This is a genomic window from Mycobacterium sp. IDUB_17 (assembly GCF_055419465.1).
The window spans coordinates 37,642-57,793 of record NZ_JBVAXS010000009.1 but is presented as its reverse complement, the minus strand read 5'-3'; the positions used below and the strand labels follow the sequence as shown (position 1 = coordinate 57,793).

The 20,152-nt window shown below is 67.6% G+C and carries 18 protein-coding genes and 1 pseudogene; 9 read left to right on the top strand and 10 right to left on the bottom strand.

Annotation, left to right across the window (positions count from 1 at the left end):
- Positions 1 to 4 precede the first annotated feature (4 nt).
- Entirely contained in the window at positions 5 to 388 is a 384-nt protein-coding gene (locus ACZYZ7_RS29765; RefSeq protein ID WP_358025334.1) for a phage holin family protein, read from the top strand.
- On the opposite strand, the gene ACZYZ7_RS29760 is transcribed toward ACZYZ7_RS29765, so the two are convergent.
- Positions 359 to 2,122: an FUSC family protein gene (locus ACZYZ7_RS29760; protein ID WP_450072677.1), complete on the bottom strand. Its 1,764-nt coding sequence runs from the start codon at positions 2,120 to 2,122 to the stop codon at positions 359 to 361. The two genes, ACZYZ7_RS29765 and ACZYZ7_RS29760, sit on opposite strands and share 30 nt — an antisense overlap.
- A 40-nt stretch (positions 2,123 to 2,162) precedes the next feature.
- Between ACZYZ7_RS29760 and ACZYZ7_RS29755 the strand changes: the two are divergent.
- From ACZYZ7_RS29755 to ACZYZ7_RS29740, 4 genes and pseudogenes are all read left to right on the top strand, one after another.
- Positions 2,163 to 2,405, top strand: a pseudogene (locus tag ACZYZ7_RS29755) (DNA-formamidopyrimidine glycosylase family protein); the annotation flags it as partial.
- Between the two features lie 123 nt (positions 2,406 to 2,528).
- Complete coding sequence (locus ACZYZ7_RS29750; RefSeq protein ID WP_450072709.1) at positions 2,529 to 3,017, top strand: zinc finger domain-containing protein; 489 nt, start codon at positions 2,529 to 2,531, stop codon at positions 3,015 to 3,017.
- A gap of 44 nt (positions 3,018 to 3,061) precedes the next feature.
- Positions 3,062 to 3,811, top strand: a complete 750-nt coding sequence (locus ACZYZ7_RS29745) for an SDR family oxidoreductase (protein ID WP_450072678.1) — start codon at positions 3,062 to 3,064, stop codon at positions 3,809 to 3,811.
- A gap of 221 nt (positions 3,812 to 4,032) precedes the next feature.
- The gene (locus ACZYZ7_RS29740; RefSeq protein WP_463742388.1) at positions 4,033 to 4,446 is read left to right on the top strand and encodes a hypothetical protein; all 414 of its coding nucleotides are present in this window, start codon (positions 4,033 to 4,035) and stop codon (positions 4,444 to 4,446) included.
- Between the two features lie 10 nt (positions 4,447 to 4,456).
- On the opposite strand, the gene pgi is transcribed toward ACZYZ7_RS29740, so the two are convergent.
- Positions 4,457 to 6,106: a glucose-6-phosphate isomerase gene (gene pgi, locus ACZYZ7_RS29735; RefSeq protein ID WP_463742387.1), complete on the bottom strand. Its 1,650-nt coding sequence runs from the start codon at positions 6,104 to 6,106 to the stop codon at positions 4,457 to 4,459.
- A 50-nt stretch (positions 6,107 to 6,156) separates the two neighbouring features.
- On the opposite strand from pgi, the gene ACZYZ7_RS29730 reads away from it, so the two are divergent.
- Together ACZYZ7_RS29730 and ACZYZ7_RS29725 are read left to right on the top strand one after the other, a co-directional pair.
- The gene (locus ACZYZ7_RS29730) at positions 6,157 to 7,605 is read left to right on the top strand and encodes an NAD-dependent succinate-semialdehyde dehydrogenase (protein ID WP_463742386.1); all 1,449 of its coding nucleotides are present in this window, start codon (positions 6,157 to 6,159) and stop codon (positions 7,603 to 7,605) included.
- Positions 7,606 to 7,637: 32 nt separating this feature from the next.
- Positions 7,638 to 9,695, top strand: a complete 2,058-nt coding sequence (locus ACZYZ7_RS29725; RefSeq protein WP_463742385.1) for a DUF459 domain-containing protein — start codon at positions 7,638 to 7,640, stop codon at positions 9,693 to 9,695.
- Between the two features lie 4 nt (positions 9,696 to 9,699).
- On the opposite strand, the gene ACZYZ7_RS29720 is transcribed toward ACZYZ7_RS29725, so the two are convergent.
- Positions 9,700 to 10,020, bottom strand: coding sequence for a chorismate mutase (locus ACZYZ7_RS29720; protein ID WP_286175134.1), 321 nt, complete (start codon positions 10,018 to 10,020; stop codon positions 9,700 to 9,702).
- Here ACZYZ7_RS29720 and pcrA point away from each other — a divergent pair.
- Positions 10,013 to 12,355, top strand: coding sequence for a DNA helicase PcrA (pcrA, locus tag ACZYZ7_RS29715; RefSeq protein ID WP_463742384.1), 2,343 nt, complete (start codon positions 10,013 to 10,015; stop codon positions 12,353 to 12,355). The genes ACZYZ7_RS29720 and pcrA overlap by 8 nt on opposite strands.
- A 5-nt stretch (positions 12,356 to 12,360) precedes the next feature.
- On the opposite strand, the gene ACZYZ7_RS29710 is transcribed toward pcrA, so the two are convergent.
- Genes ACZYZ7_RS29710 through ACZYZ7_RS29690 form a run of 5 tightly spaced genes read right to left on the bottom strand, consistent with a single transcriptional unit; the run spans position 12,361 to position 16,918 of the window.
- Positions 12,361 to 12,768 carry a 4Fe-4S dicluster domain-containing protein gene (locus tag ACZYZ7_RS29710; protein ID WP_463742383.1) on the bottom strand — a complete coding sequence of 136 codons (408 nt, stop codon included), beginning with the start codon at positions 12,766 to 12,768 and terminating at the stop codon, positions 12,361 to 12,363.
- Positions 12,765 to 14,357: an FAD-binding protein gene (locus tag ACZYZ7_RS29705; protein ID WP_463742382.1), complete on the bottom strand. Its 1,593-nt coding sequence runs from the start codon at positions 14,355 to 14,357 to the stop codon at positions 12,765 to 12,767. The genes ACZYZ7_RS29710 and ACZYZ7_RS29705 overlap by 4 nt, the downstream gene beginning before the upstream one ends.
- Entirely contained in the window at positions 14,341 to 15,087 is a 747-nt protein-coding gene (locus tag ACZYZ7_RS29700) for an ABC transporter ATP-binding protein (protein WP_463742381.1), read from the bottom strand. Before ACZYZ7_RS29700 ends, ACZYZ7_RS29705 begins: the two co-directional genes overlap by 17 nt.
- The gene (locus tag ACZYZ7_RS29695; RefSeq protein WP_463742380.1) at positions 15,084 to 15,962 is read right to left on the bottom strand and encodes an ABC transporter permease; all 879 of its coding nucleotides are present in this window, start codon (positions 15,960 to 15,962) and stop codon (positions 15,084 to 15,086) included. The genes ACZYZ7_RS29700 and ACZYZ7_RS29695 overlap by 4 nt, the downstream gene beginning before the upstream one ends.
- Positions 15,959 to 16,918, bottom strand: coding sequence for an ABC transporter substrate-binding protein (locus ACZYZ7_RS29690; RefSeq protein ID WP_135458014.1), 960 nt, complete (start codon positions 16,916 to 16,918; stop codon positions 15,959 to 15,961). Before ACZYZ7_RS29690 ends, ACZYZ7_RS29695 begins: the two co-directional genes overlap by 4 nt.
- A 210-nt stretch (positions 16,919 to 17,128) precedes the next feature.
- On the opposite strand from ACZYZ7_RS29690, the gene ACZYZ7_RS29685 reads away from it, so the two are divergent.
- Complete coding sequence (locus tag ACZYZ7_RS29685; protein ID WP_463742379.1) at positions 17,129 to 18,331, top strand: cytochrome P450; 1,203 nt, start codon at positions 17,129 to 17,131, stop codon at positions 18,329 to 18,331.
- Positions 18,332 to 18,355: 24 nt separating this feature from the next.
- On the opposite strand, the gene ACZYZ7_RS29680 is transcribed toward ACZYZ7_RS29685, so the two are convergent.
- Both ACZYZ7_RS29680 and ACZYZ7_RS29675 read right to left on the bottom strand, forming a co-directional pair.
- Entirely contained in the window at positions 18,356 to 19,045 is a 690-nt protein-coding gene (locus tag ACZYZ7_RS29680; protein ID WP_463742378.1) for a hypothetical protein, read from the bottom strand.
- Entirely contained in the window at positions 19,046 to 20,134 is a 1,089-nt protein-coding gene (locus ACZYZ7_RS29675) for a M23 family metallopeptidase (protein WP_463742377.1), read from the bottom strand.
- Positions 20,135 to 20,152: the final 18 nt, after the last annotated feature.

Sequence of the window (20,152 nt, the reverse complement as noted above, 5' to 3'; positions counted from 1 at the left end):
CGCCATGAGCTCATTTCTCCTGCGCGCCGCGATAACCGGATTCGCGCTCTGGGTGGTCACTCTCGTCGTGCCGGGGATCTACTTCATCGGAGGTGACTCGACCATCGCCAGGGTCGGCATCATCTTCGTCGTCGCGGTGATCTTCGGTCTGGTCAACGCGTTCGTCAAGCCGATCGTTCAGATCCTTTCGATCCCGCTGTACATCCTCACGCTCGGGCTGATCCACATCGTGATCAACGCGCTGATGCTGTGGATCACGTCGTGGATCACCGACCACACCACGCACTGGGGTCTGCACATCGACCAGTTCTGGTGGACCGCCATCTGGGCGGCCATCGTGCTGTCGCTGGTGAGCTGGCTACTGTCGTTCGTCAAGGCCCTCGCGTAGGGCGGCGGCCTGCTCGCTCAACGCGGCCGCGGTGTCTGCGGCCGCCTCGGCGCCTGACTCCGTATCGCGGTCACGCTCGGCGCCCCAACAAGCCGCCAGTGTGCGGTAGGCGAGTTGTTCGGTGGCCACGACCGTCGGCCACATGCGTTCGGCCCCAAGGCGTTGCGCTGCTGATCCGCCGACATTCGCGTCATAGGCGGGCAACAGTTCCATGGCCCGCAACTGCAGATCGCGCCGATCGGTGCGGGCCGCCGGGGAGGTGGCGTCGTCGGCCGCCAGGTGGGGCAGGGTGGCGGAGACGGCGTCGAGCGTGGTGGTGATCGCAGTGCGCAGGCCCCTCGGGTGGCGGAGACGCTGGGTCGCCCAGTAGACGGCCAGGGCCACCGCGCATCCGATCAGGGTGTCGCTACCGCGGGTGAGCAGCAGTTCGCCGAGATTGTCGACGGGCTGTCCTCCCGAGGCGATGGTGAGTGCGGCGGGCGTGATGAACACGACGGCCAGGGTGTAGTTACGCACCACGTACATCTCGATGGCGAATTGCAGCGCTCCGATCACCAGTGCCAGCCACAGACCCTGCGGGTGCAGCGCCAGGATCGCGCCGGCAACGCCGAGGCCGAGCCAGGTGCCCAGCGTTCGTTCCACGCCCCGGGCCACTGTGCGTTGCCAGTCGAAACCTTGATGCAGCATCAGCACCGCGGCCGCCATCGCCCAATAGGCATGCGTCATCGTCAGGGCCTGTGAGATCAGCACGGCGATGACACCCGAGATCGCGACCGCGATGCCCACGCGCAGCGCCAGTTGCAGTGATACCGAGCCCGGCGTCAGCGCCCGCCGCAGCAGTTGCAACGCGCTCGGCCGGCCGAGCGGAATCCCTTCGGCGCCATGCTCATCGGTGACCGCATCGGCGGGCACGGTGGCCAGGTGCCGGGCCAGGGCCGCGCCGTCATATGCCAGCGTCTCACCGGCGTCGGCGGCGCGCATGGCCTCGGCGAACAACACGTGCAGCCGGCGGTTGACCACCCGCAGCCGGTACAGCGTCTGGTCGGGTTTCGGTTGCACCGGTTGATAGGTGACCAGGGTGACCCACGCGGTGTGCAGCAGCAGCGCGGCCCGGTGCCGGGCGGCTGCGCGGGCGGCCGGCTCACCCTCGATGTTGTCGATGTAGGCCGCCACGGCGGCGGCAGCCGCAGCCACCGCGGCCTTCTCCGGCCCGCGGGGTCGGATCAGTGCGCCGGACATGTGCACCAGCCAGGCGAACGAGCCGCCGGCCAGAACGAGCGCGGCGTGATGGCCCGGGCTGAGATGCAGAGTCGTCGGGGTGCCGGTCCCGGCCGCGCAGGCCAGCACCACCATGTAGGCCCCGGGCGGTCCGATGCTCAGGGCGTGGCAGACCAGGGTGGCCACCGCGGCGATCATCGTCACGGTCAGCACGCCCAGCCATGGTGCCGATGATGCCCAATCCCCGAGTGCCACTGCGGCGGCGAAGCACACCACGACTACCGCCAGGTATCCGCCGCGATTGAGGTAGGGCCGGCCGCTGCCGTACAGCGAGGTGAATCCGCCGATGGTGGCGATCAATCCGGCAGTGGTGTCGCCGGCCAGCCAGCCCACCAGAACAGGTACGGCCATGCAGATTCCGGCCCGCAGAGCGAACGGCCACCGGCGCGGCACGCTGTTGATCACGAAGATACTGCGTATCGGGTTGGTCGCTCCGGGGGCAGGCCGGTTGGACATGTCTACAGCATGCTCGGCATTTCGCTGACACACTGGAGCCATGCCTGAACTGCCCGAAGTGGAGGCGTTGGCCGATCATCTGCGCCGGAACGCGACGGGCCGGGTGGTCACCCGGATCGACGTGTCCGCGTTGTCGGTGCTCAAGACGTTCGATCCGCCGCCGACGGCGTTGCACGGACAGACCGTGACGGGTGCGAACCGCTGGGGCAAGTACCTTGGTCTCGAAGTCGGTCCCTGGCACCTGATCACGCATCTGTCGCGGGCGGGTTGGCTGCGTTGGTCGGACAAGTTGGCGACGACGCCGCTCAAGCCCGGCAAGGGCCCGATCGCCCTGCGGGTGCATTTGGGGGAGGGCGTGGGCTTTGACCTGACCGAGGCCGGGACTCAGAAGCGGTTGGCGGTGTGGCTGGTCGCCGATCCCCTTGATGTACCGCAGATCGCCGCGCTGGGACCTGATGCGCTGTCGCTGGATTCAGCCGGGCTGGCGGGTGTGCTGGCCGGGCAGGGCGGACGGATCAAGACCGTGATCACCGATCAGAAGGTGATCGCCGGGATCGGCAACGCCTACAGCGACGAGATCCTGCACGTGGCCAAACTGTCGCCGTTCGCCACTGCGGGCAAGCTGACCGATGCCCAACTCGGTGCGCTGCACGACGCGATGATCTCGGTGCTCACCGATGCGGTGACGCGTTCGGTGGGACAGCAGGCCGCGACGCTCAAGGGGGAGAAGCGTTCTGGTCTTCGCGTGCACGCGCGTACCGGGCTGCCGTGCCCGGTGTGCGGGGACACCGTGCGGGAGGTGTCTTTCGCCGACAAGTCGTTCCAGTACTGCCCGACGTGTCAGACCGGCGGCAAGGTGCTGGCCGACCGGCGGATGTCCAGGCTGCTCAAGTAGCGGCCGCATTTTTGACAGTTGTCTAACTCGGTTATCCTGCAGCGATGACCCGTCAGAAGATCCTCATCACCGGTGCCAGCTCTGGGCTGGGCGCGGGAATGGCCCGTCAATTCGCGGCCAAGGGCCGTGACCTGGCCCTGTGTGCCCGCCGCACCGATCGGCTCGACGAGCTCAAGGCCGAGTTGGCCGACCGGCACCCCTACGTCAAGGTGGCTGTCGCTGCGCTGGACGTGAACGACCACGAGGCCGTGCCGCGGGTGTTCGGTGAGCTGTCCGAGGAACTCGGCGGTATCGATCGCGTGATCGTCAACGCCGGCATCGGTAAGGGCTGGCCGCTGGGCGAGGGCAAGCCGTGGGCGAACAAGGCCACCATCGAAACCAATCTGATCGCCGGTCTGGTGCAGATCGAGACGGCTTTGGAGATGTTCAAGAAGTCCGGAAGTGGTCACTTGGTGCTGATCTCGTCGGTCCTCGGCAACACCGGTGTGCCCGGCGGCAAGGCTGCCTACTGCGCTTCGAAGGCCGGTATGACGTCGCTGGGCGAGTCGCTGCGCGCCGAGTACGACAAGGGTCCGATCCGGGTGACTGTGATCGAGCCGGGCTACATCGAGTCGGAGATGACGGCCAAATCGGCGACGACCATGCTGATGGTCGACAACGAGACCGGTGTGCGCGCGATGGTCGAGGCCATCGAGAAGGAGAAAGGCCGGGCCGTGGTGCCGCGCTGGCCGTGGGCACCGCTGACTCAGGTGCTCCGGTTGCTGCCGCCGAAGTACACCAAGCGTTTCGCCTGATTTCGGGGTCGGCGCTGGCCGGTCAGGTAGGTCGGTCGCCGAGACTGTACGCAGGGACAAAAATCGCGCCGATTTTGTCCCTGACTGCAGTCTCGGTGTCATAGGCAGCCCAAATCGCGGCGTACGCGAGGTGGCCTTGGTGCCTCAGAGGGCAGTGTTGCCCGTGAGGCTAATTTCGGGGCCGTGTTTCAGCACCGAGGGAACCTGGGTAGCCCACCGTCATGACCTCAAGACTGATTGCCTCGATGTTCCTTGCAGGCGCTGCGGCTGGGGCCGTCGCATTCGTTCCGGTTGCCGCGGCTGATCCTCCGGCTCCGCCGCCGTGCGTCAACGCCGACGGGACGGCATGCGCCGACGCGGGCATGGCCGGCCCCGGCGGCGCAACCGGCGAGATTCCCGGTGGCCCCGGCGGTACAGCAGGCCCGGGCGGTGCCAGCGGCTCGATTCCGTTCGGCCCCGGCGGAACGGCCGGACCGGCCGGCGCCACCGGCGAGATTCCCTATGGCCCGGGTGGGACCGCGGGGCCCGGTGGGGCCACCGGCGGTATCCCGAACGGACCTGTCGGTACGGCCGGTCCCGGCGGTGTCAGTGGCTGCATCCCGAACGTGGGCTGCGCGACGATCCCGGGGCAGTAGGGCCTGAGCCCTAGACAGAGCGTCCGCGCTCGACGCGGTAACGCCGCACCAGCGCATCGGTAGATGAATCCGACTGCTTGCCTGGTGATTCCGATTCGGTGATCACCGGCAGCAGTGCCTTGGCCTGGGTCTTACCCAGCTCGACGCCCCACTGGTCGAAGGAGTCGATCCCCCACACGACTCCCTCGGTGAACACCTGGTGTTCGTAGAGGGCGATGAGCTGCCCCACCACCGACGGCGTCAACCTGGTTGCCAGGATTGACGTCGTCGGTCGGTTTCCGGGCATCAACTTGTGCGGGACCACCGCGGACGGAGTGCCCTCGGCGGCAATGGCTTCGGCGGTCTTGCCGAACGCCAGCACCTGGGTCTGGGCGAAGAAGTTGCTCATCAGCAGGTCGTGCATGCTGCCGGTGCCGTCGGCCGTGGGCAGGTCGTCGGTGGGCTCCGAGAAGCCGATGAAATCGGCGGGAACCAGACGGGTGCCCTGGTGCAGCAGTTGGTAGAAGGCGTGCTGGCCGTTGGTTCCCGGCTCGCCCCAGAAGATCTCACCGGTCTGGGTGGTCACCGGGGAGCCGTCGGCGCGCACGGACTTGCCGTTGGACTCCATGGTCAGCTGCTGCAGGTAGGCCGCGAACCGGGACAGGTCGTTCGAGTAGGGCAGCACTGCACGCGATTGTGCACCAAAGAAATTCGAGTACCACAGCCCGATCAGACCCAACAGTGCCGGAGCATTCTCGGCCAGCGGCGCGGTGCGGAAGTGCTCGTCGACCAGATGGAATCCGGACAGGAATTCGGCGAACCGCTCGCGGCCGATCACGGCCATCACCGACAGCCCGATCGCCGAGTCCACCGAGTACCGCCCGCCCACCCAGTCCCAGAACCCGAACATGTTGTCGGTGTCGATGCCGAACTCCTGCACGAGCTTCGCGTTGGTGGACACTGCCACGAAATGCTTGGCCACCGCGTCCTCGCCGAGTGCATCGACCAGCCAGCGACGCGCGGCCGTCGCGTTGGTGAGGGTCTCGAGGGTGGAGAACGTCTTGGATGCGACGATGAAAAGCGTTGTGGCCGGGTCCAGGTCGGCCAGCGTCGCCACCAGGTCGGCCGGGTCGACGTTCGACACGAAGCGGGCCGTTATGCCGGCGTCGGCATAGTGGCGCAGTGCGTCGTACACCATCACCGGCCCCAGGTCCGAACCGCCGATGCCGATGTTCACCACGGTCTTGATGCGCTCGCCGGTGGCCCCGGACCACTCGCCGCTCCGGAGCCGGTCGGTGAACCCACCCATGCGATCGAGCACCTCGTGCACGTCGGCCACCACGTCCTGGCCGTCGACGGTCAACGACGCGTCCGCAGGCAACCGCAACGCGGTGTGCAGTACCGCGCGGTCCTCGGAGGTGTTGATGTGCTCACCGGCGAACATCGCGTCGCGGCGGGCTTCCAGCCCGGCAGCGCGGGCCAGATCGGCCAGCAATTCCAGGGTCCGGCGGGTGATGCGGTGCTTGCTGTAGTCGATGTAGAGGTCGCCGACCGTCAGCTCGAGCTCGGTGCCGCGGTTCGGATCCTCTGCGAAAAGCTCCGTCAGATGGATGTCGCGGATCTCGTCGTAGTGCTTCGACAATGCCTGCCATGCCGGGGTTGCGGTGATGTCAGCACTCATTCCGCTGACCTTAGTGTGGCGCTCGGCTGATGGGTGTACATGATGGATGTATGGCCATTGAAGACTTGATTTCATCCGTGCCCACGGGTCTGTGGATCGGTGGTGAGGAACGCCAGGCCGCATCGACGTTCAATGTGCTGGATCCGAGCGACGATCAGGTGTTGGCCACGGTGGCCGACGCGACCGCCGCCGATGCCGTCACCGCATTGGACGCCGCTTGTGCGGTCCAGGCCGAGTGGGCCGCGACCGCACCGCGCAAACGCGGCGAGATACTTCGCTCGGTGTTCGAGAAGATCACCGAACGTGCCGACGACATCGCCGCACTGATGACCCTCGAGATGGGCAAGGTGCTCGCCGAGAGCAAGGGCGAGGTCGCCTACGGCGCCGAGTTCTTCCGCTGGTTCTCCGAGGAGGCGGTGCGCATCGCCGGTCGCTACACCCCGGCACCGGCGGGCACCGGCCGCATTCTCGTCACCAAGCAGGCGGTCGGCCCGTGCTACGCCATCACCCCGTGGAACTTCCCGCTGGCCATGGGCACTCGCAAGATGGGCCCGGCGTTCGCCGCGGGCTGCACCATGATCGTCAAACCCGCGCAGGAAACCCCGCTGACCATGTTGCTGCTGGCCAAGCTGATGGATGAGGCGGGCCTGCCCAAGGGCGTGCTCTCGGTGCTGCCGACCAGCAACCCGGGCACGGTGAGCACCGCGCTGATCGATGACGGCCGGTTGCGCAAGCTGACTTTCACCGGCTCGACGGGCGTGGGCAAGGCTCTGGTGAAGCAGTCCGCCGACAAGCTGCTCCGCACGTCGATGGAGCTCGGTGGCAACGCCCCCTTCATCGTGTTCGACGACGCCGACGTCGACGCAGCGGTCGACGGCGCGATCCTGGCCAAGATGCGCAACGGCGGTGAGGCCTGCACGGCGGCCAACCGCTTCCACGTGGCCAACTCGGTGCGCGAGGAGTTCACCGAGAAGCTCGTCAAACGGATGAGCGAGTTCACCCTCGGCAAGGGCATCGACCCCACGTCCACGTTGGGCCCACTGATCAATTCCAAGCAGGTCTCCACCGTCACCGAACTGGTCTCCGACGCGGTGTCGCGCGGTGCGACCGTCGCGGTCGGCGGCGTCGCGCCGGACGGGCCGGGCAACTTCTACCCGGCCACGGTGCTGGCCGATGTGCCCGCCGATGCCCGCATCCTCAAGGAGGAGGTCTTCGGCCCGGTCGCCCCGATCACCGGGTTCGACACCGAGGACGAGGGGGTGGCCGCCGCCAACAACACCGAATACGGCTTGGCTGCCTACGTTTACACGCAGTCGCTGGACCGCGCGTTGCGGGTGGCCGAGGGCATCGAGTCCGGCATGGTCGGCGTCAACCGCGGTGTCATCTCAGATGCGGCCGCACCGTTCGGCGGCATCAAGGAATCCGGCTTCGGCCGTGAGGGCGGCACCGAGGGCATCGAGGAGTACCTCGATACGAAATATATTGCGCTAACCCGTTAGCGCTCCGTCGCGCCTTCCCGACTCGGCGCCCGATGCCCCCTAAACTCTGGGGCTCGGACGCCAAGACGGGAGGGCATGACGTGACTGCGGCGCCAGTCCGTGCTGCCAGCCGGCGTCGGCGTGCCTCCATCCGCCGTGACATCCCGGCACTGGACGGCATCCGCGCCATCGCGGTGGCCCTGGTGCTGGCCGGCCACGGCGGAGTGCCGGGTATGGCCGGGGGGTTCATCGGCGTCGACGTCTTTTTCGTGCTCAGTGGATTCCTGATCACGTCACTGCTGCTCGACGAGTACCGCCGCACCGAGCGCATCGACCTCAAGGGGTTCTGGATCCGCCGGGCCAAGCGCCTGCTGCCCGCCATGGTGCTGATGACCTTGGCCGTGGTGATCGCCCGGCCCCTGTTCCCGTCGGATGCGGTCACCACGCTTCGCGAGGACGCCGTCGCGGCGTTCTTCTGGATGGCGAACTGGATGTTCGTCGCCACCGACACCGACTACTTCAGTCAGGGCAGTGCTCCGTCGCCGTTGCAGCACACCTGGTCGCTGGCGGTCGAGGAGCAGTACTACGTCATCTGGCCGCTGCTGGTGCTGGCCGCCGCGTTGCTGGTGCGTCGCCGCTCTGCCGGCGCGGTGCGGGTGACGGTGTTCGTGCTCGCGGTGCTCGGGCTGGTCGGCTCGGCGGTCGCGGCGATCTGGATGTCGGGCGATGCCGGTGAGCTCAACCGCGTGTACTTCGGTACCGACACCCGGGCCCAGGCGCTGTTGGTCGGTGCGGCCGCCGCGGCACTGCTCGTGCGTGACTGGTCGGCGCTGACGATGTCGGGCACGTTGATCCGGGCCCGGTGGCGGCGCTGGATCGCCTGGGTCCTGCCGGTGATCGGGGTGGCGGTCCTGGCGGCAGCCGCGCACCTGGCGGCCGGCAGCGCCGACGAGTTCCACCACGGTCTGCTGATCATTGTGGCGCTGGGCGCGGTGTTCGTCGTCGCCCCGGTCGCACTCGACCAGGACGGCTACGTCGCCCGCGCGCTGGCCTGGTATCCGCTCGTCACGCTCGGCGTCATCTCCTACGGCGTCTACCTGTGGCACTGGCCGATCTTCCAGATCCTCAACGGCGAGCGCACCGGCCTGCAGGGCTGGTCGCTGCTCGCACTGCGGTGTGCCGTGACGATCGCGGTGTCGTGGGTGTCGTGGTGGGCGATCGAGCAGCCGGTCCGGCACTGGCGCCCGCAGCATGTCCCGATGCTGCGGCTGGCCGCGGCAACGGTGGCCACCGCCGCGGTGGCGACCATGACGGTCGTTCCGGTCGGGGTGCCGACCCGGCCCGCGGGCCCAGACGTGATGGCCGCGGCCGCGTCCGAGCAGGACGTCGGCGCGGAGCGGCCCGTCCCGGTGGGACCGCCGCCGGCGCTGCCGCCCGGCACGCGGACGGTCGCGGTGTTCGGTGACTCGGTGGCGTGGACGCTGATGCGGTATCTGCCCGCCAGCCCGGGTTTTCACTTCAGCGACTACACGACGATCGGCTGCGGCATCGCCCGCGGCGGCCCGTACCGGTCGGCCGGGGAGACGTTGAACCAGAAGCCGGAGTGCGACTCCTGGCCGGAGCGCTGGGCGCAGCGGATCGCCCACGACCGCCCGGAAACCGTGCTGTTGATGATCGGGCGTTGGGAGGCCGTCGACCGTATGTGGCGCGGGCGGTGGACGCATATCGGCAACGACGCCTTCGACGCCTATCTCAAGGGTGAGCTACAGCGTGCGCTCGACATTCTCAGCTCGACGGGGGCCCGCGTCGTGGTGACCACTGCGCCGTACAACCGGCGCGGTGAGCGGTCGGACGGCACGCTGTACCCCGAGGACCAGCCCGGCCGGGTGCAGGCGTGGAACACCATGCTGCGGAATGTGGCCGCGCAACGGCCGAACGTGTCGGTGCTGGATTTCAATGACAAGCTCAACCCGGACGGCAAGTACACCGCGAAGATCAACGGGGTCAGGATGCGCAGCGATGGCGTGCACCCGACGTCCGAGGCGGTGCAGTGGTTGACGCCTTGGCTGTTGGACTCGCTGAAGACGCCGGCGAAGCCCGCGGGCCGATAAGGCTCTAGTGGCCCAGCCGGCCGCGGCCGAGCTGCAGCAGCAGGATCGCCATGTCCTTGCCCTCGGGGCCGAGCACGCTGTAGCGCTCGATGACCTGCATCTCGCGGTTGTGCACCAGCCGGGTGCCGCCGGAGGCCATCCGGGCTTTGCCGATCTCCTTGGAGACCTCGGCGCGTCGTTGGATGGCGGCAATGATGGTGGCGTCGAGTTCGTCGATCTCCCGACGCAGGTCATCGATCTCAGGCACAAGCTGATAGTCCCAGTCGGCTCGTGCCAGCGCAAAACTGTCCCCGCTCAGCGGTAAGTTTGAACGCAAGATGACCACTACTTCCCACATGGCACCGCCGGCTGCTGCAGATGTTGATGACCTTCTTGACGGCTTGAACCCGCAGCAGCGCCAAGCGGTGCTGCACCATGGTTCGCCGCTGTTGATCGTCGCGGGCGCGGGGTCGGGTAAGACGGCGGTGCTGACCAGGCGTATCGCCTATATGTTGGCCGCGCGTGACGTCGGGGTGGGGCAGATCCTGGCGATCACGTTCACCAACAAGGCCGCCGCCGAGATGCGCGAGCGCGTGGTCCAGTTGGTGGGCCCCAGAGCTCGGAATATGTGGGTTTCCACGTTCCACTCGACCTGTGTGCGGATCCTGCGGAACCAGGCCTCGCTGCTGCCGGGCCTGAACTCCAACTTCTCGATCTACGACTCCGACGACTCCCGGCGTCTGCTGATGATGATCGGCAAGGACATGGGGTTGGACACGAAGCGGTATTCGCCGCGGCTGCTGGCCAACGGCATCTCCAATCTGAAGAACGAGCTGATCGGGCCGGAGCAGGCCGCGGCCGAGGCTTCGGAGGCCGCCGAGGAGATGGCCGGCATCATCGCCCAGGTCTACGGCGAGTATCAGCGCAGGCTGCGCGCGGCCAATGCGCTGGACTTCGACGATCTGATCGGTGAGACGGTCGGGATCCTGCAGGCCTTCCCGCAGATCGCGCAGTACTACCGCCGCCGGTTCCGCCACATCCTGGTCGACGAGTACCAGGACACAAACCACGCGCAGTACGTGCTGGTGCGGGAATTGGTGGGTCACCATCTCGACGAGAACGACGGGGTGGCGGCGTCGGAACTGTGTGTGGTGGGTGACGCCGATCAGTCCATCTACGCGTTCCGCGGTGCGACCATCCGCAACATCGAGGATTTCGAGCGCGACTACCCGGACGCGACGACGATCCTGCTGGAGCAGAACTACCGCTCCACCCAGACCATCCTGAACGCGGCCAACTCGGTGATCGCCCGCAATGCGGGCCGCCGCGAGAAGCGGCTGTGGACCGAGGAGGGCGAGGGCGAGCTGATCGTCGGCTATGTGGCCGACAACGAGCACGACGAGGCCCGCTTCGTCGCGGAGGAGATCGACGCCCTCGCCGACAGCGAGGGCGTGAAATACGGTGACGTCGCGGTCTTCTACCGCACCAACAACTCCTCGCGCGCGCTGGAGGAGGTGTTCATCCGCGCAGGCATCCCGTACAAGGTCGTCGGCGGCGTGCGGTTCTACGAGCGCCGCGAGATCCGCGACATCGTCGCCTACCTGCGGGTGCTGGACAATCCGGGTGACTCGGTGAGCATGCGCCGCATCCTCAACACCCCGCGCCGCGGCATCGGTGACCGGGCCGAGGCCTGTGTGGCCGTCTACGCCGAGAACACCGGCGCCAGCTTCAACGATGCGTTGCAGGCCGCCGCCGAGGGGCGGGTGCCGATGCTCAACAGCCGCTCGGAGAAGGCCATCGCATCGTTCGTTCAGCTGCTCGACTCGCTGCGCGGCAAGCTCGATGACGAGCTGGGGGACCTGGTCGAAGCGGTGTTGGAGCGCACGGGCTACCGCCGGGAGCTGGAGGCGTCCAGCGATCCGCAGGATCTGGCCCGGTTGGACAACCTCAACGAATTGGTCAGCGTCGCACACGAGTTCAGCACCGATCTGGCCAACGCCCGGGCACTGGCCGAACAGGGCGAGGGGGAGCCGGTCGACGAGGACATCCCCGACACCGGGGTGCTGGCCCAGTTCCTGGAGCGGGTGTCGCTGGTGGCCGACGCCGACGAGATCCCCGAAGACGGAGCGGGCGTGGTGACGATGATGACGTTGCACACCGCCAAGGGGCTGGAGTTCCCGGTGGTCTTCGTCACCGGCTGGGAGGACGGCATGTTCCCGCACATGCGGGCCCTGGGTGATCCCAACGAGTTGTCTGAGGAACGACGGCTGGCGTATGTCGGCATCACCCGTGCGCGCCAACGGCTCTATCTGAGCCGGGCCAAGGTGCGGTCGTCGTGGGGGCAGCCCATGCTCAACCCGGAATCGCGGTTCCTGCGCGAGATTCCGGAGGACCTGATCAACTGGCGGCGCATCGAGCAGCCGTCGTCCTCGTTCAGTGCGCCGGTCGGTAACGCGGGCAGCTATGGCAGCCCACGCCCGTCGCCGTCGCGGCCCGCGCCCGCCCGCAACCGTCCGGTGATCACGCTGGAACCGGGCGACCGGGTCACCCACGACAAGTACGGGCTGGGCCGCGTCGAGGAAGTCACGGGTATGGGCGAAACGGCGATGTCACTGATCGACTTCGGTAGTGCCGGTCGGGTCAAGCTGATGCACAACCACGCTCCGGTGCAGAAGCTCTAGCGCCCTCACACCTGGCGGTGATTCCAGGGTCCCTCCGCCAGCACCGCAGGAGCACCCAGGCGTGATTCGGCCAGCGGTGGAATCGAGGTCAGCACCGGGTTCTGGTCCAGGCGGGATCCGGGTGTGCGGCCGCCGCCCCAACCGACCATCTCCCGGTACCCGCCGAGCAACCCCGCACCGCTGACCGCGGATTCGGAAGCATGCGGGCTGTCGGCGCCGACGGGTGCGGCGACCGGGGAGACATAGAGCGCATCGGCGGGGCAGTAGGCCTCGCACATGAAGCAGGTCTGGCAGTCGGACTGGCGCGCGATGACAGGTGTCCCGTCAGCGCCCCGGTCGAACACGTCGGTGGGACACACCTTGATGCAGACGTCGCACTTGATGCAGGCCGTCTCACTGACGATTTCGATCACGCCACTGCCTCCGAGGAGATGAGCTGCGGGGCAACGGGATCGGGCGCAGTCCAGACCTGGTCCAGGCCGCCGACCAGGATGCGGTGCTCGTAGCGGTGATCGGAATCGGGCAGGTCCTCGCGGCGGTGCAGGCCGCGGGTTTCAGGCCGGGCCAGGGATGCGGCGGTGATCCAGCGCGCCGCGGCCACCATGGCCTCCGCCTGGCGCAGTTTGTAGACGTCGCGGGCCGGCAGCGGGGCCAGGCCGCCGGCGATGTCGCGCCACAGGGTCTCCAGCGCATTGGCGGACTCTTGAAGCCGCTGTTCGGATTTCAGGTAGCTGCGCTGGGGTGGCAGGACGTGCGACTGCGCGGCAGCCACCACCTCTTCGACGGAGGGTGCGCCGATCCGTGAGCGCGGGGTGATCGAGGCGGACCCGGCCACGTGCCCGCGCCGGGTGCGGCTGAACTCGGCGGCACCGCGGCCGGCGAAGGTGCCCGAGGCGATCGCCCACGAGCCGTTGCGGCTGCCGCCGCCGGACAGCGAGCCGGTGATGAGCTCGCGGGTCGCCGCATCACCTGCCGCATACAGGCCGGGAACCGTTGTCGCACAATCGGGCCCGACGAGTCGCAGGCCGCCGGTGCCGCGCACCGATCCTTCGTAGACCATGCGGACCGGGTAGGCGGTGGTGAACGGGTCGATGCCGGCCTTGTCCAGCGGCAGGAAGTAGTTCGGCTGGGCGTCGCGCATGGTCTGACGGAGGTGTTCGGGTGCCCGGTCCAGGCGGGCGAACACCCGCTCGCCGCGGGTCAGCGCCCGCTGGGCGTCCTGGCGTCCGCTCAGCCCGCGCTGGGTGGTGAACGGACGGCCGTGCTCGTCATAGAAGCTGCCCCACTGCAGCATTCGACCTTTGGTGTGTACGCCCCATTCGGGCGCCAGCGCGTAGGCGGTGCAGAACTCCATTCCGGACAGGTGCGCCCCGTGTTCGGCGGCCATCAGGAGACCTTCGCCGGTGTCGACGTTGGTGCCGAACGTCCCGGACAGGAAGGCGGTTCCGCCGGTGGCGAGCACGACGGCGCCCGCGGTGATCCGCCACGGCCGGCCGCCGTCCTGGCGCGCGATGCCCGTGGCGCCGGTCATGACGCCGTCGCGGTCGGCGGTCAGTTCCAGCGCTGGGTGGTGATCGAGGATGCGTACGCCGCTGCGATGGGCCTTGCGGCGCATGCGGCGCATGTACTCGGGGCCCTGCAGGCTGCTGCGCATCTCGCGACCGTCGGCACCGACCGGGAACGGGTAGCCCCACTCGGAGAGGTGTCCGAGCCGGTCCCATGAGGTGGCCAGTACCCGGAACATCCACTCGGAGTCGGTGATCCGGCCGGCAGCCAGTTCGCGTTCACGTACGGAATCCTCGCGCCGCGGGCCGGGCCCGATCGCCCACAGGTTGTTGCCGCCGGCGGCGGTCGCCCCGCTGGTGCCGCAATACCCCTTGTCCACCAGGATGGCCCGGGCCCCGGATTCGGTGGCCGAGATGGCGGCCCAGGTGGCTGCGGGGCCGCCGCCGATCACCAGGACATCGGTGCTCAGTTCGTCGGGGTCAGCGGGAGCGGTCATGACCTACCTCTTCTCGGACGCCGAGTTCGGCCAGCAGCGCACGGCGCAGGTCGTCGAATCCGTCATCGCTGCGGGTGCGGGGGAAGGGCAACTCGACGCGGCGGTCGAGTGAGACCCGTCCGCCCGAGAGCACCACCACCCGGTCGGCCAGCAGGATCGCCTCGTCGACGTCATGGGTGACGTGCAGGACTGCCATGTGCCGGCGTGACCACAATTCGTGCAGCAGCCCGTACATCTTGAGCCGGGTCAGCGCGTCGAGCGCGCCGAACGGCTCATCGAGCAGTAACAGGTCAGGTTCGCGGACCAGGGCACGTGCCAATGAAACGCGTTGCGCCTCACCGCCGGAAAGAGAGAGGGGCCAGGCTCTGCTTTTGTCGACGGCCTTGTCGGCCAGACCCACCTCCTCGAGTGCGGCGCGTCCCCGAGCGGCCCGGCTGGGGGCGTCGGGTCCGGCGTCGGACAGGGCGAAGGTCACGTTGGCGAGGGCGCGCCGCCACGGCAGTAACCGCGGGTTCTGGAACACCACCGCCCTGGATCGGGGCACCCGCACCGATCCGGTGACCTGGCCGTCGAGGCCGGCCAGCACGCGCAGCAAGGTGCTCTTGCCGGAACCGGACCGCCCCAGCATCGCGACGAATTCGCCGTCCTCGATCTGAAGTTCGAGATCCTTCAGCACCTGCTGATCGCCGAATGCGCGCTGCAGGCCGTGCACGTCGACGACGGTGCTCATCCCTCGGCTCCGAGTCCCTCGAACCCGTTACGCCACGACAGCAGCAGCCGTTCCAAGGCCCGCACCAGTGTGTAGGACAGCAGTCCTGCCACCGCGTAGATGACGATCACCAGCAGCGAGACGTCGAACTGCAGGTTGGTCTGGGCCCGTGACATCAGGTAGCCGATGCCCTGGGTGGTGTTGATCATCTCGGCGAAGATCAGGCTCAGCCACGCGCTGGAAAGCCCGAGCCGCAGGCCCACAAGGAAATTCGGCATCGCCCCGGGCAGGATCACCTGCGAGATGAGTGTCCGCTGCGAAGCTTCCAAGGTTTGCGCCATCTCGACGAGTTGCCGGTCCACGCCGCGGATACCCGAATAGGTGTTGATGTATATCGCTATCGCCACACCCGTGGTGATCAACACGATCTTGGGACCCTCACCGATACCCATCCAGATGATCAGCAGTGGTGTCAGCGCGAAATTCGGTACGGCCTTGAGGATCTGCATGGTCCAGTCGAGCAGGTCCTCGCCTGTGCGGGTGAGTCCGGCGACGACCGCGAGCAGGACGCCGATGAGGATGCCCAGCACCGTGCCGGTCAGCACGCGGACGGCCGAGGCGCCGACATGGGTGGCGAGTTGGCCGTCACCGAGCAGCCGCCACGCGGTGGCCGCGACCTCGGTCGGGGGTGGGAACAGGTCGGTGTTGAGGAGCCCCGTCGTCGAGCCGATGGTCCAGGCCGCCAGGATCAGTGCCGGGCCCATCAGCCGGCGTACCGGTCGGGGGAGGCGCGCCCACAGGCCTTTTCGCCGGCCGCGGCCGCCGACGACCTCGACGAGTTCCAGGGGCGTGGCCGCTGTCCGGACTGCCGTGGTGCTGGTGACAGCTGCGGTCACGACTTGGCTCCGGCCCACTCGCGGACCGAGTATTCGTTGTCGAACGATCCGTCGGCGTTGAGGAACTTGTATGCGGCTTCGAGTTGGTCGACACCGGCCGCCGGGAACGGTTCGGTATTGAATTCGTCAGCCTGCGTGGACTTCTGCACGAACTTCAGGTCGGTGTCGTCGGTTTTCGCGACCCAGGCCAGGTAGTCGTCGAAGTTCTCGGTGATGTCGCGGTTGACGGTGGTGACGGCCTGTTGCCAGGCGCCGACGAACTCCGGATGCGCGTCGGTGAACGAGGTGAGCGCGATGTTGGTGCCGGTGCTGCCGAAGCCGTGACGCGACAGGCTGTCGATGATCGGGAAGCCCTTGGATTCCAGCTCAGCCGCGCTGGCGCCGGTCAGGATGGCCGCGTCGATCTTGCCGGAACTCAGCCCGGCGATGGACTCGGGCGTCGGCACGTCCCGCACGTGGATCTGGTCGGTCAGGCCGGCGGCATCGATCAGCTGGCGGGCGGCGCGGTCACGGATGGTGCCCTGCGGGGCGGTGATGTCCTTGCCGACCAAGCCCTTGATCTCGGTGGGGCCGCCCTTGGCGCCCACCAGCCACGCGTCGCCGTTGATCGAATCAAGCGACAGCAGAACGACTTTCGGGTCTCGGCTGCGGGCCCGCAGGGCCGGGTTGTCGCCGATGGCGGCCACGTCGATGGCGCCGGCGAACAGGGCCGAGGCGACATCGCTGCCGGACTGGAAGAACGAGTACTCGATCTTGCCGACGCCCGCGGACTTCAGCTGCTCGGTGAGGATGCCCTGCTTGTCACCCCAGCCCAGCGAGCCCGCGGGAGTCCCGGTCACCGACGTGGCGCCGACCCGCAGCGTGTAGCCCGCGGCGTTGTCGTCGTTGCTGCTGCAGGAGATCGCCGTGGTGATGAGGGTGAGCGCAAAGGCGGTGCGCAACAAGCGGTTGAACATGGGAGCGGGCCTCCGAAGGGTGTCAATGCGTGAGCACACACGCGAATCCGCCCCAGTAGACTCCCGGCCCGATTTCGGGTCGACGGTTTGGCTCATGCTGACTGTTAACCCGCTGTTCTAAAAGGCACTGTGAGCGGGTGATTGACCGGGGGACGCGTCCCAAAGTACGTTGGAACAACTATTTGGTACGGAGGACGGGGAAGTGGATCGGTGACGACGCAACAGGCGGTGGAGCTCTACTACGACCCGTTCGACAATGACATCGACGACGACCCGTATCCGATCTGGAAGCGGATGCGCAGCGAGGCGCCGCTTTACTTCAACGAGAAGTACAACTTCTATGCGCTGAGCCGTTGGGACGATGTGGCCCGGGAACTACCCAACTGGCAGGCCTACCGATCGGGACGCGGCACCACGGCCGACATCCTGTTCAGCGGTATCGAGGTCCCGCCGGGCATCCTGCTGTTCGAGGACCCGCCGCTGCACGATCTGCACCGTCGGCTGCTCTCCCGGGTCTTCACGCCGCGCCGCATGCTGGCGGTCGAGGAACTGGTCCGCGACTTCTGCGCGAAAGCGCTGGACCCCCTGCGCGGGCAGGACGGTCTGGACTTCGTCGCGGACCTCGGGGCGTTCATGCCCATGCGGACCATCGGTTATCTGCTCGGCATTCCCGAGGAAGAGCAGCAGAGCATCCGGGACCGTAATGACAAGGCCATCACGGTCGCCTCGGTCGATGCCAGTGCAGACGGAGTGAGCCCGACGATTTTCCAGGACGCCATCACGATGTTCGCCGAATACATCGACTGGCGGGCATCGCATCCGTCCGATGACTTGATGACCGATCTGCTCACCGCGGAGGTGGATGACGGGGCCGGAAGGCAGCGGCTGCTGACCCGCACCGAGGTGCTCGCGTACACCGCGATGATCGCCGGCGCGGGCAACGAAACCACCGCTCGGCTCATCGGTTTCATGGGGCAGCTGCTCGGCGAGCATCACGACCAACGGCGCGAGCTCGTGGCCGATCCGAGCCTGATCCCGGGTGCGGTGGAGGAGACGTTGCGCTTCGAACCGCCGTCACCGGTGCAGGCCCGGTACGTCGCTCAGGATGTCGAGCATTACGGGCAGGCGATCCCCGAGGGCTCATACATGCTGCTGCTCAACGGATCGGCCAATCGCGACGAGTCGAAGTTCACCGATCCCGACCGCTTCGACATCCACCGCACGGGCGGTCATCTGAGCTTCGGCCAGGGCCTGCATTTCTGCCTGGGCTCGGCGCTGGCCCGGCTGGAGGCCCGGGTCGCGTTCGAGGAAGTCCTGAAGCGGTGGACGGACTGGGAAGTCGACTATCCCAATGCTTTTCGCGCCCACACGTCGAGTGTTCGCGGCTGGGCGAGGTTGCCGGTCAGGTTCTAGGGGACTTCTCCGGGGCGTATGCCTTCACGCTTGACTCCGCGCGCTCCAGCGCCCGGTCGAGGGCAGCGCCGTGAACAGGATGGCGGTCAGCGGAAGCGCCGGCATCGCGTAGACGACCGGATGCAGTCGGGCCCCGGCGATGAACAGACTGGCGAAGATCAGCAGCCCGATGACGGCGCCGACGATGACCAGCAGCCGGCCCATGCGCCGCCGCAGCAACAATGCGATGAGCCCGCCGATGGTTGCTGCAGCCGAAATCGCCGCCAGGAAACCGATGGCCACGCAGAACAATCGGTCGGTGCGCCACCAGCCGGCGATCAGATCGGTGGCGATGACGCCGGTGGCCCAGCCGCTGAGGATCGCGAAAGTGGCCGCCACGATCGCCGTGCGGGGGTCGGTGCCCACCGAGGTGTCGGGGATGGCCACGGCCCGGATGCGGGGCACGTAGCTCGTCCTGGCGTCGTCTTCCGCACGGCCGATAAGGCCCGTCTGCGCTTCATTGCCGGTGACGCCGGAGATCAGACTGGTCTGGGGTTCCGCGCCGGCTGCGGTGGGAATGGCGCCCGTCGGATGGCGCCGGATGATGCTGGTCTGCGGTTCGTCGCCGACCGGTACAGGCTTGGAAACGGGTTCCTGCGGCTGACGCCTGATGATGCGAGTGCGGTCGTCGTCTTCGTCGGCGTGATCGGCTGCCAACTGCCCGTCGTCGCTCACTCAGCCAACATAGCTGCCGAGGCTGAGACCTCTCTTGTTCAGCCACGGCACCGGATCGATGCGGCTGGTGCCGTTCTGCAGAACCTCGAAATGCAGGTGGGGGCCGGTGGAGTAACCCCGGTTACCGACGGTGGCGATCTGGTCGCCGGCCATCACACGGTCGCCCTCGCTGACGAGCCAGGTGTTGATGTGACCGTAGAGCGTGACGGTGCCGTCCGCGTGGCGCAGCTTGACCCAGGCGCCGTAGCCCGCGGTCGGGCCAGCGGCGATCACGACGCCGTCGGAGACCGCCACGATCGGGGTACCGATCGGACTCGCCAGGTCGATGCCGGCATGCAGCACGCCCCAGCGGTAGCCGAAGTTCGAAGTCCAGACGTAGCCCTTGGTGGGCATGACGAACAGCGGGCGCGACAGCCGGGCCTCGCGCTCGGCACGTTCCTGTGCGAAGGCGGCGGCCTTGGTGATCTCCTCGGCATGCACCGAGGTGTCGGCGGTCGAGGAGACCGAGACGATCTGCATTCCGTCGACCGAGCCGGTGACGGACGCACCTTCGACGCGGGTGCCCTCGGACGCCAGGATCGTGTCGTCCGCCTGTGTCTCGGTGGGGTTGCCCAACGAGTAGGCGCCTGCGGCGGTGGCTCCCGCGGCCATGGCGGCGATCATCAGGCGGCTCTTGACGGCGCCGGCGTGCTCCTTGCGGTGGGCGCCTCGGCGACCGGACATGTTGATCACGTCCGTCGCGGCGATGCCGTCGCTCACATCGGTGTGGCTGTCGCGGTAGGCATACCGGGGGTTGCGCTCGCTGCCCGCGTCGGGGCGGAAGCGTGAGGGGACGGCAAGGCGGACGGGCACCAGATCGTCGGTGTCGTCCATGTCGTCGAGTTCGGGGGCGTAGATCACACCTGATTCGCGGTCATCTGAGTCGCCGTGATCTTCTTCGGCGCGATCGTCGAACGCTTCGAAAGCGCTGAACGGGATGACGTCGGTGACCTCTGCGGCGTCCAGCTCATCAGGTGAAACACGGTGCCTGTGCCGGCGCGCGTCCGTCGGCACCCCTCGCGGAGCTGCGGACGAACGATGCTGCGGCAAGACTCGAGAATCCTTCTT